This window comes from Marinomonas atlantica, assembly GCF_001639725.1.
GTDB lineage: Bacteria > Pseudomonadota > Gammaproteobacteria > Pseudomonadales > Marinomonadaceae > Marinomonas > Marinomonas atlantica.
Map to the genome: position 1 here is coordinate 309,965 of NZ_LTAW01000002.1, position 12,610 is coordinate 322,574.

The following is a 12,610-nucleotide window of genomic DNA, read 5'->3' on the forward strand; positions in this document are numbered from 1 at the left end:
AAGGAAAGGTCTTGTGCATAAAGCGAGAGAAAGAAATTGGGTAAAAGAGCTGTTCATAGTGATTGTCACGGGCTGTTTCTTTTTATTTACAGCTTCGTCAATTGCCCAGACTAAGAATGAAATTGGGTTGACCCAAGATGAATTAGATTATCTTAGCGCTAAGAAAATATTGCGGGTGTGTGTTGATCCTGATCGGATGCCTTTTGATGGGGTAGATGAAGTCGGACAACACACTGGCCTATCAAAAGATTACTTTGATATTTTCTCGCGCATGCTAGACATAAAAATGATCGTTCCAGAAACTTTGGACTGGGATGATCTGATTAACAAAGCTAAAGACCGCGAATGTGATGTGGTCTCTCAGATCAATGCCAGCGAAAGTCGTAAAACTTTCCTCGATTTTACGTCTCCTTATTTTAATCTACCGTTAGCCGTTGTTACGCGCTATGACAGGATCTTTGTTGAAGAAAGCCTTGAGGGCGCTGGTACACGTTTTGCCGTGATCAAAGGTGACATTGCTATTGAGAAGCTTAAACAGCGTTATCCACGGATTGATCTTATTGAAGTCAGAAATAATATTCAGGCTATGGAGCTGGTGTACGACGGAGAAGTCTTTGGTTATATCGGAGCACAGGGGGCCGTTGCTTTTGCTATTCAGTCCCTTGATTTGAATAAATTGGCAGTGACTGGCAGTTTGCCACTTCGATATGAGCTTTCTGTTGCGACTCGTAATGATGAGCCGTTATTAGGCAGTGCGTTTGAAAAGGCCGTTCTTAACCTTGATCCTAAAGAGGGGCAGAGTATTCGAGATAAGTGGATCGCGATTATGATAGAGGAAGTGCCTGACTATACTTTGTTGTGGTTGGCCTTGTTAGTTTTAGGCACTGTGATTGTTGTTTCTTTACATTGGAATCGTCGCCTAGCCAAAGCGAACCGGAAAGTTCGGGATACTCTTAATGATTTGCATAAAGCGCAGACTCAGCTCGAAAATCAGAACAAAATTTTCAAGCAACAGTCGATCACCGATACTCTCACAGGAATTTATAATCGTCTGAAACTGGATGAAGAACTTTCTTATGCGATTGAGCTATCTGATCGCACTAAATGTGAATTCTCTATCATTTTGTTGGACATAGATAACTTCAAACTGATGAATGACCAGTTCGGCCATCTTTTTGGTGACGAACTATTGAGATCTTTTTCTGACATATTAGTAAGCTCTATTGGTGAAAACGATACAGTTGGACGTTGGGGTGGTGAAGAGTTTCTTGTCATCAGCCCCAACACTGGTCTAGAAGAGGCTAAGAAACTGGCCGAATTCCTGAGAGTGCAAATAGCAGGACACAAATTTGCTGAGGAAAAGACGTTAAGTGCCAGCTTAGGTGTTGCTGTTTACCAATCAGGTGAAAAAGAAGGTTCCTTGATTGGGCGTGTTGATAAGGCTCTGTATCGAGCCAAAAAGAGAGGCCGTAATTGCATTGATGTTGGTTAACAAAACTTGATGCGTTATGGCAGATGACGTTAATTTGGATTAGTTAAAATTAACTTTTACAGTTGATGAGTGCAATGGTCATCCGTTTGAAATAGGTGCTGTTTCTAATCTGAGGTTCTATTAAGTGAGTGACAATATGGATAAGACCGTTTCTTTGGTTCATAAAGCTAAAAAGTGGATGACATTTATTGTCCTTATACTAATGACCTTAATTGTTGCTCTGGCAATAGTAGAGCTGGGTATTATTCTATTTTTAGACATATTCGATCCTACAGACGATGTTCTTTTCTTGGAAATAGACGAGCTGTTTCAGATCTTTGGCTTTTTCTTCATTATTCTCATTGGGTTTGAGCTGGTCGAGACAGTCGAAATGTATTTCAAAGATAACGTTATACATGCCGAGGTAGTATTGCTGGTTGCGGTGATAGCGGTTGCTCGTAAAGTGATTCTACTTGATTTAGACAAGTATGAGCCTTTAGCCATTATTGGGTTAGGGGTTATCATTTTTAGCCTAGGCGGTTGTTACTGGCTGATAAAACACAGTTATCGAGCCAAACTCAATAAAAACAGTGTCTAGCTTTCAGTACGCCTTTGGCTTGAGCGTGCTCTGATCAATCTGCAAAAGAGAGTTCTATGAAGCTGCTTGCAATTTCCGGTAGTCCCCGACAAGCTTCGACTAATACCGCTTTGCTAAATGCCATCAAAAGGCGTGCTCCTTTGGGGGCAGATTTTTTTGTGTTTAACCAACTCAACACGCTGCCCGTTTTTTCGCCTGACTTGGAAGGCGATGCAATGCCACAGGTAATGCGTAAGTTTATCGATCAGGTAGCGCTGGCGGATGGCATTATCATTTCCAGCCCTGAATACATACGAGCAATACCTGGTGGTTTGAAAAATGCGATTGATTGGATGGTGTCGCGCTATGAAGTCGTAGGTAAGCCAATCGCATTAGTGCATGCTTCCCACAGAGATGATGACATGCTGGTTTCTCTAAGGTTGGTATTAAGGACCGTCAGTGAGCATTTTCAAGAAGATAATTTTCTGCGTATTCCTTTGATTGGCAAAACACCTGAGGAAGTGGAGGCGGTTATTCAAACCTCAAACTATGAAGTAGACATTTCAAAATTTCTAGCGGATTTCATGGCGCGTATTGAAGAGATTAAACAAAAATAGTCAGTACTCTACACTATATTCCCTCGTTCTTATTCCATGCCTCTCGGGTTCATTGATTGTGTAGCAACCGGTTAATACCTCTTACGCTGTTCAGGCTGTTACAACTGAATGCTGTTTACAACAAGGTAAGAGGAAGCATCATGTCGAATAAGAAAATCTTAATGATCACGGGTGATTTCACGGAAGACTACGAAACGATGGTGCCATTTCAGGCGCTGATCAGTGTCGGCCATACTGTTGATGCTGTATGTCCAGATAAAAAAGCTGGGGATACGGTGGCGACGGCGATCCATGATTTTGAAGGGGACCAAACCTACACCGAAAAGCCTGGACACCGTTTCTCCTTGAATGCGAGCTTTAGCGAGGTCAACGTTGAAGACTACGATGCTTTGGTCATTCCTGGTGGTCGTGCTCCTGAGTATCTACGGTTAAATAAAGAGGTGATTGCGATGGTGCAGCATTTCTTTACGGCCAATAAGCCTGTGGCGGCGATTTGTCATGGCGCGCAGTTGTTGGCAGCTGCGGGTGTGTTAGAAGGACGAAAGTGTTCAGCGTACACAGCATGTCAGCCAGAAGTAGAGCTGGCAAAAGGAACCTATACGTCGATTGAGGTCGATCAAGCGGTTACCGATGGTAACCTTGTCACAGCACCAGCATGGCCTGCACACCCTGCGTGGCTGGCTCAGTTTTATACGCTATTGAATAACTAACCGGCATAAATAAGGTGTGTCGCGTAGTGACACGCCTTATTTTTTATTCATAGCCTGCGAATAGATTCATTAGTTCTTTTACCATTTTACAAACAGCGTTTTTTGCTTTCTAGCGCCTTAATCTCAATTGCCTTACTTTATATCGTGTACTTCCCCAAGTTATTGGTTCCGTTAATAGATTGGATCACTGACAAATGTGGAGAGGTTGGTTAAGTATATTTTGTCTTATATGCCTATTTTAATACATTGTTCAACAACCATGTAAAGCCAGTGCGTCTTATCACTTGGATGGTGCATAGAAACATTAGGTATGTCAGTTTAATAACCTATTATCAGTCATTAATAAAAGGTGAGGCACAGCATGGAACTGGCGACGTTATATGGAACAGCGTTTTGGGGTATCTTTGTAATTCTACTAACTTGGATGGTGCAGTGGTTTATTGCCGCTGGAAGTAAGAGTAAAAAAGCGGATGCGGTGCCTGGAAAAATTGATGAATCCTTAGGACATAAATCGTTCACGTTTCGAGCCCATCGTACTTTTATGAATTCGCTTGAAAACGTACCGGCGATGTTAGGTGTGATCTTTCTGGCGATACTTGTAGGTGCGGATGCTTTTTGGGTGATGATCTGTATTTGGAGTTTTGCAGTGGCGCGTATTCTTCATATGCTGATGTATTACGCTGTAGCGACCAATGAAAATCCAAGCCCTCGCTCGTACTTTTTCTTGATGGGTTTGTTGTCGAACATCGCACTGTTAATTTTGTGTGCGGTTACCATGCTTAACACATAAAAGTTGGTTGCACTTCAGTCATCGAGTGCGCTTGAAGTGTATGTTTTATGATTAAGGCGCGTCAGCCTAATGACGCGCCTTTTTTACTTTATTGGCGGTCTTTAATTAGCTGGCGTTGTGTTTGGTGGATACTGGTTCTATATTCATTAGTCCTATTACGCTAGTAAGGACGACAGCATGTGCCAACTCTTTGTCAATGCCGATCCCGGTTTGTGGCAGAACATAACGCGTTCTCTTCGCATCGATGGCATGGTGACCAGCATCCGTTTGGAAAATATCTTTTGGTTTACTTTGGAAGAAATTGCTCAGCGTGACCAGCTTTCTTTATCGCAACTGATCGTGAAGTTAAATCATGAAGCATTGGATGCAGGTCATGATTTGGAAAACTTCACTTCGTTTCTGCGTGTCTGTGCAATGCGCTATTTGCATTTACAGACAATTGGCATGTTGCCGCATGCATCCGATATATCATTGGCATCGCTTAACAGTGAACGCATTTTAGAGCAGGAAAAGCATTACTTTGAAACGTATCCCTAGCCGCGATCGCTTGATAGTTCTAACGTTGTTACCCATTTAACGGATATCTGGAGTCCTTATGAAGCTTCTCGATTTTGCTGAAAAAAGTGTGTTGTGTTGGCTTGCGACTGTGTCTAAGGATGCTGCGCCCAATGTGTCACCTAAGGAAATTTTCACCTTTATTGATGAAAACTTGGTATTGATTGCAAACATTGCCTCACCAGAGAGTGAGCGTAACATTCAGGTAAATCCAAAGGTTTGCGTGTCCTTTATCGATATCTTCGAACAGCGCGGGTTCAAAGTAAAAGGCACAGCTCAGGTGGTGACAACAGAAGACAGTGATTGGTCAGAGTATTTGGCAGCGCTGAAGGTATTAGCCGGTGAAAGTTACCCAATCAAAAATATTTTTGCTGTGACCGTAGAGTCTTCGTCTAAAATTATGGCGCCAAGCTACGGGTTATTTCCTGATACCACCACACCAGAAAGCCAAGTCGAGGGGGCTTTAGACACCTATAAAGTGCAGCGTAAAGTCTGAGTCGGTTCATTAATCTGAGCGCTATCGAAGGTATTTATCAATAGACGGAGTATGTTCGCAGAATTATCATAGTGCTTTAGATGATAATCTCTTATAAAAGCAGCGGTGCCTGCTCCTATTCGCCTCATTCATGGACTGCACAATGAAAGCGCTCTCAAAACTTTATAATTACATTCGCTGTATCCCCAAAACACTTCTATTTAACTTTTCTTACTTACCGTTTAAGCAGGCCATTAAGCTCCCTGTGATTGTTAGTCATAGAACACAGTTTTTAAATAGGAAGGGCAGCATCGTTGTCCCTAAAAACGCCAAAACTGGAAAAATTAAATTAGGATTTGGACAAGTTCAGGTGGCAGATGCTGCTTATTCTAGATTCATCTGGAGTTTAGAGAAAAGTGGCTCGGTCACGTTTGGGCATAATGTCAGAATCGGTACGGGCTCTAAGTTGTTTGTGTCTGGTGCATTAACCATTGGTGATAATGTGAATTTTAGCGGTGAAACAAGCATCACTTGTCAAAAGCAGATTGATATATCGGAAGGGTGCTTAGTTTCATGGCGAACGTTGTTTATGGACACCGATTTTCATTCAATTATTAATAGTGATGGCGTTTGCTTAAATCCTGATAAACCTATTCTCATCGGCAAGTCAGTATGGGTGTGTGCTAATTCAACCATTTTAAAAGGTGTGTCTATCGGAGAGCATTCCATTGTGTCCGCCTCAGCCAATGTGGTGTCTTCATTTGAAGGTAATAATATTATTGGCGGCAACCCTGCAAAGGTGATTGGCTCAATGGAAAACAAAACATTTTGTATGTAATCCATTGAAATCTCAATGACGCTTGATGCTAGGGCCTTTTGCTCCAGCTGCCGAAGATGTCTTCTAGATGGCGCTAGTCGCAGGTTGATGAGTATAGTTACGTGCTTGACGAAGCAGTTCAAGTACAGCTCTAGAGGCAGGTGCTAAGATCCCTTCACCTTTATGAATTAGACCATAAGGCTCAAGGATCTTGCCTAACTTTTGTTGTAGATCAGAGTCGACCATGACCTGTTCGATCATGCCATATTTCATGTAATGGTACATAACCGCTTCGGGAAGAAGTGTTAACATGTCATTTTTTTCGAGCAAATTAGTGACCATCAAAAGGTTTTCCGCCGTGACGATATGGTTTGGTAATGGCAGCCCTTTGCGTTTAATGATGGCTTCGAATTCAGCACGCATAATACTGCCCTTTGGTGGCAATACCCACTCTTTCTCTAATAAGCTTTCTATTGGTTGGGGGGTGCTTTTGTTGCAAATTTCGTGTGAGCTTTTGGCGCATACCATTACTGGCTCGGGGCGTGGCATAGTATTGTGAGCCGTATACAATGAGGTACCTTGCTCAAACATATCTTCAGATTGGTCAGAATAAGTTGTTTTATGATAGATCGGCTCATATTGGAAATTAAATTTAAGAAATGTACTCTGTAGCCGAGCTATGGCGATATCAATTTCATCATTTTTTAGCATGATTAGCAGTTCTTCGCTTGACCCAGTTCGTACACTTATTTCCAAAGCGGGATGTTCTTTTCGAATACGATGCATTGCTTCAGGAATCAAATCCGTACATGGAGTTAGGATTGTTCCTATCCTAACATGACCACTCAGGCCTTGACGTATCGCAGATATTTCTTCGAAGGCATTGTCCAAGGTTTTTAATGCATGCCGTGCATACCGAATCATCGTATCACCGTACATGGTAGGGATGACACCTCTTGGATGGCGTTCAAATAGTGGTACTTCTAATGAGTCTTCTACTTCCTTCAATAGTTTTGATATCGCAGGTTGACTAATACCTAACCCTCGAGCCGCATGATTCAGGTTTGACGTTTCTCCTAATGCCACAAGAACTAGTAAGTGGCGATGCTTTAATCGAGCTCGAATAAACCAATTAGAATTAATCGTACGCATAGAATGTCTCGATATATTTGTTTGTATATATATAACTGCAAACTTGATATTTGTTCAATGATTTCTTGTTTCATATTCTTTTTGAGGCCTCAAGGAATAAAGTTCATATGAAGTGACAATATGATCTGACAGAAACTTGTCCAGATTAAAAAAACAAAAAAAGGAGACAGATAATGAAACTCGATTCGTGTATTAGATCAGGTGTAATAGCATTAACCTCTACACTAACTTTGACGGGTGCAATATCAGCACATGCAGCTGAATACTGGAAATTTCAAATCAATGTCAATGCAGGTGATGAGCAATACCAAATTGCGCAACAATGGGCCGAAAGTATTGTTAAGAAAACCCATGGTGATATTTCCGTTGAGCTGATGCCAACCAATTCAATTGTAGGAAACAACGAGACCTTAGACGCGGTAGGGGCAGGCATTCTACAAGGACATATTACTGATCCGAGCTATTTTTCTGGTAAAAATCCAGCGTTTGCAGTTTACGGCAATATGGTGGGAGCGTGGTCTGACCCAGAACAATTTCTAGGCTACATGAGAAGTGCTGGGGGCGAAATGCGTTATAATGCTTTGGTTGAGCCATATAATGTGCATCTGATACGTGCGGGTGTCATGATTCCGGAAGCCCTTGTGAGCAAACGCAAAATCGAAACCATGGAAGACTTCAAGGGGCTTAAAATTCGTGCTCCTGAAGGCATGGTATCTAATATATTCAAACTGGCAGGCGCAGCGCCAGTCAACCTTCCGACTTCTGAAGTCTATACTGCGCTTGAAAAAGGTGTAATCGACGCGGCTGATTATACTGTATTTGCGACAAATTATACCCAAGGCTACTACAAGTATGCGCCGTTTGCAGCGTACCCTGGGTTCCATTCGATGCCCATGATGGCTGTGTCTTTGAATAAAGATATATGGGATGACGTGTCGGACAAAAATCAAAAAATATTGCGTGATTCAATAGATGACATGGTCCTGAAAATGCGTTCAAAGTTAGTGGCAGCTGACCAGGCACAAGTCGCTATTGCTGAGAAAAAAGGCGATGTCACCATAACAACGCTTTCCCCAGAAGAACTGAAAAAATTCCGAGCTGCGGCGCAAAATGAGTGGTCAAACTGGCGTAACAAAACCCCAGAAGCGAAGGAAGCAGTTGACTCTATCGTTACTTATCTAAAAGACAATAATCTGCTTTAAGACTCTGAAACCGAGTCCACTCTTTGAGTGGGCTGATGACCACGGATATTTTCTATGAGTAAACTCCACAATCTCTCCGAATCAGAGTATGAAACATTGGAGCCAGATAAGCGAATGAACGATGACGAGTCGGATCATGAAATTACGTTAGTCGATAGACTAATACAAAGAGCTGGGAAGGCTTGTGCTTGGTTAGTATTAGTAGCCATGGTGATTAGTGTCTATGAAGTCATTATGCGTTATGCCTTTAATTCGCCCACCACATGGGTGCATGAAACGACAACATTTCTGGTAGCCGCTATTTTTTCGATCGGCGGACCTTATACGCTGGCTCGCAATCGTCATATTCAAATCAATGTGTTACATGACTTATTACCCGTCGATAAGCGACGTTGGTTAAAGCTTCTACAGCTATTACTGGGAATAGGTTTTTGTGTGGCAATTGGCTATGCAAGCTGGGTATTGGCTTGGAATGCAACGCACACACCTACAGGTAATTGGCGTTTGCAAACATCGGGATCCTCTTGGGATTCTCCTTTACCTGCCTTTACAAAGTTGATCGTGCTTTTCTCTGTTGGATTAATGGCGTTGCAATTGTTAGTTCGACTCGTTAGGCATGTTCGTCGTAGCCTAGTTCGGCAAAGTGAGAAAAACTGATGACTATTGAAATAGCAACGTATCTGCTGATCTCATCGATCTTTGGGTTGTTGATTTTAGGATTACCATTAGCTTTTGTGACAGGGTTGGTGGCAGTCGTATTTACATTAGGCTGGTTTGGAACCAATGCTGTGCCGCTCGTTGGTAGCCGGATCTACGGATTTATTACTGAGTACTCGTTGGTTGCTGTCCCCATGTTTGTATTTATGGCAGGGCTGCTGGATAGGTCTGGCATGGCTAAGGACTTATTTAACTCCATGAGGATATTCTCGGGACGCTTGCCAGGAGGTGTAGCGGTTCAGACACTTTTTGTGGCATTTTTCTTAGCCGCTATATCTGGCATTATTGGCGGTGAAATTGTGCTACTTGGATTGTTAGCACTGCCGCAGATGTTGCGCTTAGGTTATGACAAACGTATCGCGATAGGGGTTGTTTGTGCCGGTGGCTCTTTAGGGACGATGGTACCGCCTTCTATCGTCTTGATCATTTATGGGTTGATTTCTGGGGTGTCCATTGCTGATCTCTTTAAAGCGGCCTTTGTCCCAGCCTTTGTGTTAATGGCCGCTTATATCGCTTACGTTATATTTATGTGCGCGCGTAATCCTAACATGGGCGGATTAGGCTCTGATCAGGAAGAAAGCTTACCCAAACAAACGTTTTTGCAAACCTTAAAAGGTATTGGTGCACCAGTATTAATTGCTGGAACGGTGCTTGGTTCTATCTATGGTGGTATTGCATCGGTCACAGAGGCTGCCGCTATGGGGGCTGCCGGTGTGTTGTTAGCTGTGAAATTGCGTGGCGAGTTTAACCTCAAACTGCTTAGAGGGAGCTTGACACAAACGTTAGAAACCTGCGGCATGATTGTGTGGATTGGTATTGGGGCGGCTTGTTTAGTCGGTGTATATAACTTGATGGGCGGAAACCGCTTTGTTTCAAACGCGATTCTTGGGTTAGATGTAGCACCGATTCTCATCATAATGGTCATGATGCTGATCTTTTTATTGTTGGGGATGTTTCTGGATTGGATTGGTATTGCCATGTTGTGTTTACCTATTTTCATTCCAATCGTGGTACAGCTTGGCTTCAATCCCGTATGGTTTGGGATTCTTTTTGCTATTAATATGCAAGTCTCCTATATCAGTCCGCCCTTTGGTCCTGCCGCATTTTATTTAAAAAGTGTGGCCCCACCTGAAATAACGTTGAAAGATATTTTTGGCGCGATGTTACCATTTATTGTAATCCAACTCTGTGTATTAGGGCTGATGCTTGCTTATCCAGAAATGACCACTTGGGCTCTTTAGTTCTTCAAAATTTTTTGCTTACAGAGGACTTGGTTCTATGAAAATAGAACCAAGTCATTTTTTATCAGTTACATAAATATGAAAAATACTGTTTCCATTTATTTTTTTCCCCATCTATTAAAAATATCTTCTTTTTCAAAGTGTTCAATCAAATAATCACATATAGATTTCAGCTTGGGTGACGGTAATTGAGTTCTTGGGTAGACCAGCCAAACGCCTGTATAGGGGTACTGGTATTGCGGCAGCAGCGAGACCAGTTTGCCGGATGCTAAATCGTCTTTTACGTAGTAATCCGGCAGTTGGGCAATGCCTAAACCACGACGTATGGCGTCAAGTAAGGCGGGGCCGGAATTACTGCGCCAATGGCTGGACACTTTAATTTCTTTACGTTGGCCATTCTGACTGAATACCCAATGGGTTTTTGACCCCATCAAGCAGCTGTGTTTGTTGAGTTCCGCCAAAGTGTGCGGCATCCCGTTTTGATCAATGTATTCTCTTGAAGCACAGAGATATTCTGCTCGGTCACACAAGCGCCTTGATAATAGGCTGGAATCTCTTAATGCGCCCATTCTGATCGCCAAATCGTAGCCTTCTTCAATTAAGTCCACTTCGCGGTTGGTCAGGTGTAGATCAAGATCAACTTGTGGGTTTTGCAGCAGAAAGTCATTCAGCAATGGCGCTAAGTAGCGCTCGCCAAAAGTCGTTGCACAGGTAATACGAAGTGTACCCATGGGTGCTTGGTTTAGGGCACTTACGGCTTCTTCGGCGGCGGCGAGTGTATTCGGTAGATCTCGACAATGCTGATAGAAGCGCTCGCCTGCTTCACTGAGTCGAATGCTACGTGTGGTACGAAACAAAAGCGTGGTGTTTAAGCGCTGTTCAAGGTGTGTGATTAGTCGACTTACATGCGAGGCGGAGACATTCAGCCGATTAGCAGCTTTTGAGAAGCTGCCCTGGTGGACAACTTCAACAAAGGCTTCCATTGCTTCCCATTGTTTCATAAGTGGTGAATCCTGATTGTTGCTGTATGACAATAATGATTTGTTAAAATAAGTATTATCGCAATAGTTTTTTAGGATTACACTACCTGCACATGTTTCACTAACTATTAAGTTAAGACGGAGTTCACAATGTTGAAATGTAAAGCGGCCGTAGCTTGGGGTCCTGGTCAACCTCTTAAAATCGAAGAAGTTGATGTTCAAGATCCGCAGGCAGGTGAAGTACTTGTTCGCATGGTAGCAACAGGTGTGTGTCACACTGACGCATTCACACTTTCTGGAGAAGACCCAGAGGGTATCTTCCCAGCCATCCTAGGCCATGAAGGTGCGGGTGTTGTTGAAGCGGTTGGTGAAGGCGTAACGTCTCTTAAAGTTGGCGATCACGTTATCCCACTTTACACGGCTGAATGTGGCGAATGTAAGTTCTGTAAATCGGGTAAAACAAACCTTTGTCAGGCTGTTCGTGCAACACAAGGTAAAGGCCTAATGCCTGATGGTACAAGCCGTTTCAGCATTAATGGTGAGCCAATTTTCCATTACATGGGCTGTTCAACGTTCTCTGAGTACAGTGTTGTACCAGAAATTTCATTGGCGAAAGTCAATGAAGAAGCGGCGATGGACAAAATCTGTCTATTAGGTTGTGGTGTTACAACGGGTATCGGTGCGGTTCTTAATACTGCAAAAGTTGAAGAGGGCGCGACGGTTGCTGTCTTTGGTCTAGGCGGTATCGGTTTGTCTTGTATCCAAGGTGCTCGTCTAGCAGGCGCGTCTCGCATCATCGCGATCGATTTAAACGAATCTAAATTCGAAATGGCTGAGCAATTTGGTGCGACGGACTTCATCAACCCATCTAAATTTGATAAGCCGATCCAAGAAGTGATCGTTGAATTGACGGACGGTGGTGTTGACTACTCTTTCGAATGTATCGGTAACGTCAACGTTATGCGTGCAGCACTTGAGTGTTGTCACAAAGGTTGGGGCGAGTCGATCATCATTGGTGTCGCTGGCGCAGGTCAAGAAATCTCAACGCGTCCATTCCAGCTAGTGACTGGTCGTGTATGGCGTGGTTCTGCATTCGGTGGCGTTAAAGGCCGTACTGAATTGCCAGGTTACGTAGAAGACTACATGAGCGGTAAGATCGAAATCGACCCATTCGTAACGCACAAGATGAAGCTAGAAGACATTAACGAAGCGTTCCATCTTATGCATGAAGGTGAAAGTATCCGTACTGTCATCGAGTTTGATACAAAATAAGAGTGATTTATCACAAAAAGCCCATCTAAATGAT

The 12,610-nt window shown here is 43.0% G+C and carries 14 protein-coding genes; 12 read left to right on the plus strand and 2 right to left on the minus strand.

Annotated elements, in window-relative coordinates; all coding sequences use genetic code 11:
• Positions 1-13 precede the first annotated feature (13 nt).
• The 8 genes from AYW75_RS04180 to AYW75_RS04215 all read left to right on the plus strand — a co-directional run bounded on the left by AYW75_RS04180 (position 14) and on the right by AYW75_RS04215 (position 6,033).
• Complete coding sequence (locus AYW75_RS04180) at positions 14-1,492, plus strand: diguanylate cyclase domain-containing protein (RefSeq protein ID WP_067095807.1); 1,479 nt, start codon at positions 14-16, stop codon at positions 1,490-1,492.
• Between the two features lie 136 nt (positions 1,493-1,628).
• Complete coding sequence (locus AYW75_RS04185; protein ID WP_067095809.1) at positions 1,629-2,069, plus strand: phosphate-starvation-inducible PsiE family protein; 441 nt, start codon at positions 1,629-1,631, stop codon at positions 2,067-2,069.
• Positions 2,070-2,125: 56 nt separating this feature from the next.
• Entirely contained in the window at positions 2,126-2,665 is a 540-nt protein-coding gene (locus tag AYW75_RS04190) for an NADPH-dependent FMN reductase (RefSeq protein ID WP_067095812.1), read from the plus strand.
• A gap of 140 nt (positions 2,666-2,805) precedes the next feature.
• Complete coding sequence (locus AYW75_RS04195; RefSeq protein WP_067095815.1) at positions 2,806-3,375, plus strand: DJ-1/PfpI family protein; 570 nt, start codon at positions 2,806-2,808, stop codon at positions 3,373-3,375.
• Between the two features lie 361 nt (positions 3,376-3,736).
• Complete coding sequence (locus AYW75_RS04200) at positions 3,737-4,165, plus strand: MAPEG family protein (RefSeq protein WP_067095818.1); 429 nt, start codon at positions 3,737-3,739, stop codon at positions 4,163-4,165.
• 177 nt (positions 4,166-4,342) lie between these two features.
• On the plus strand, positions 4,343-4,702 hold the full coding sequence (locus tag AYW75_RS04205; protein ID WP_067095820.1) for a ribbon-helix-helix domain-containing protein: 360 nt from the start codon (positions 4,343-4,345) through the stop codon (positions 4,700-4,702).
• Between the two features lie 58 nt (positions 4,703-4,760).
• Positions 4,761-5,216 carry a pyridoxamine 5'-phosphate oxidase family protein gene (locus tag AYW75_RS04210; RefSeq protein ID WP_067095823.1) on the plus strand — a complete coding sequence of 152 codons (456 nt, stop codon included), beginning with the start codon at positions 4,761-4,763 and terminating at the stop codon, positions 5,214-5,216.
• Positions 5,217-5,358: 142 nt separating this feature from the next.
• A complete protein-coding gene (locus AYW75_RS04215; RefSeq protein ID WP_082856383.1) occupies positions 5,359-6,033 on the plus strand; it encodes an acyltransferase in 675 nt (224 codons plus the stop codon).
• Between the two features lie 63 nt (positions 6,034-6,096).
• On the opposite strand, the gene AYW75_RS04220 is transcribed toward AYW75_RS04215, so the two are convergent.
• Positions 6,097-7,164, minus strand: coding sequence for a LysR family transcriptional regulator (locus AYW75_RS04220; RefSeq protein WP_082856384.1), 1,068 nt, complete (start codon positions 7,162-7,164; stop codon positions 6,097-6,099).
• Positions 7,165-7,337: 173 nt separating this feature from the next.
• Here AYW75_RS04220 and AYW75_RS04225 point away from each other — a divergent pair, with 173 nt between their 5' ends.
• The 3 genes from AYW75_RS04225 to AYW75_RS04235 are packed head-to-tail and all read left to right on the plus strand — an operon-like array spanning position 7,338 to position 10,324.
• The gene (locus tag AYW75_RS04225) at positions 7,338-8,366 is read left to right on the plus strand and encodes a TRAP transporter substrate-binding protein (RefSeq protein WP_067095829.1); all 1,029 of its coding nucleotides are present in this window, start codon (positions 7,338-7,340) and stop codon (positions 8,364-8,366) included.
• A 54-nt stretch (positions 8,367-8,420) separates the two neighbouring features.
• Positions 8,421-9,023: a TRAP transporter small permease subunit gene (locus AYW75_RS04230; RefSeq protein ID WP_067095832.1), complete on the plus strand. Its 603-nt coding sequence runs from the start codon at positions 8,421-8,423 to the stop codon at positions 9,021-9,023.
• Complete coding sequence (locus AYW75_RS04235) at positions 9,023-10,324, plus strand: TRAP transporter large permease (RefSeq protein WP_067095835.1); 1,302 nt, start codon at positions 9,023-9,025, stop codon at positions 10,322-10,324. The genes AYW75_RS04230 and AYW75_RS04235 overlap by 1 nt, the downstream gene beginning before the upstream one ends.
• Before the next feature lie 98 nt (positions 10,325-10,422).
• Here AYW75_RS04235 and AYW75_RS04240 read toward each other — a convergent pair whose 3' ends face one another.
• Positions 10,423-11,325 carry a LysR family transcriptional regulator gene (locus tag AYW75_RS04240; protein ID WP_067095838.1) on the minus strand — a complete coding sequence of 301 codons (903 nt, stop codon included), beginning with the start codon at positions 11,323-11,325 and terminating at the stop codon, positions 10,423-10,425.
• Between the two features lie 132 nt (positions 11,326-11,457).
• Here AYW75_RS04240 and AYW75_RS04245 point away from each other — a divergent pair, with 132 nt between their 5' ends.
• Positions 11,458-12,576 (plus strand): S-(hydroxymethyl)glutathione dehydrogenase/class III alcohol dehydrogenase, encoded by a 1,119-nt coding sequence (locus AYW75_RS04245; RefSeq protein ID WP_067096382.1) that lies wholly within the window; start codon positions 11,458-11,460, stop codon positions 12,574-12,576.
• Positions 12,577-12,610: the final 34 nt, after the last annotated feature.

What these genes read in the sequence shown, in the direction of transcription:
- AYW75_RS04230 (WP_067095832.1), top strand. Translation starts at nt 8,421, where the DNA reads ATGAGTAAACTCCACAATCTCTCCGAATCAGAGTATGAAACATTGGAG.
- AYW75_RS04190 (WP_067095812.1), top strand. Translation starts at nt 2,126, where the DNA reads ATGAAGCTGCTTGCAATTTCCGGTAGTCCCCGACAAGCTTCGACTAAT.
- AYW75_RS04195 (WP_067095815.1), top strand. Translation starts at nt 2,806, where the DNA reads ATGTCGAATAAGAAAATCTTAATGATCACGGGTGATTTCACGGAAGAC.
- AYW75_RS04240 (WP_067095838.1), bottom strand. Translation starts at nt 11,325, where the DNA reads ATGAAACAATGGGAAGCAATGGAAGCCTTTGTTGAAGTTGTCCACCAG.
- AYW75_RS04205 (WP_067095820.1), top strand. Translation starts at nt 4,343, where the DNA reads ATGTGCCAACTCTTTGTCAATGCCGATCCCGGTTTGTGGCAGAACATA.
- AYW75_RS04225 (WP_067095829.1), top strand. Translation starts at nt 7,338, where the DNA reads ATGAAACTCGATTCGTGTATTAGATCAGGTGTAATAGCATTAACCTCT.
- AYW75_RS04215 (WP_082856383.1), top strand. Translation starts at nt 5,359, where the DNA reads ATGAAAGCGCTCTCAAAACTTTATAATTACATTCGCTGTATCCCCAAA.
- AYW75_RS04185 (WP_067095809.1), top strand. Translation starts at nt 1,629, where the DNA reads ATGGATAAGACCGTTTCTTTGGTTCATAAAGCTAAAAAGTGGATGACA.
- AYW75_RS04200 (WP_067095818.1), top strand. Translation starts at nt 3,737, where the DNA reads ATGGAACTGGCGACGTTATATGGAACAGCGTTTTGGGGTATCTTTGTA.
- AYW75_RS04220 (WP_082856384.1), bottom strand. Translation starts at nt 7,164, where the DNA reads ATGCGTACGATTAATTCTAATTGGTTTATTCGAGCTCGATTAAAGCAT.
- AYW75_RS04235 (WP_067095835.1), top strand. Translation starts at nt 9,023, where the DNA reads ATGACTATTGAAATAGCAACGTATCTGCTGATCTCATCGATCTTTGGG.
- AYW75_RS04210 (WP_067095823.1), top strand. Translation starts at nt 4,761, where the DNA reads ATGAAGCTTCTCGATTTTGCTGAAAAAAGTGTGTTGTGTTGGCTTGCG.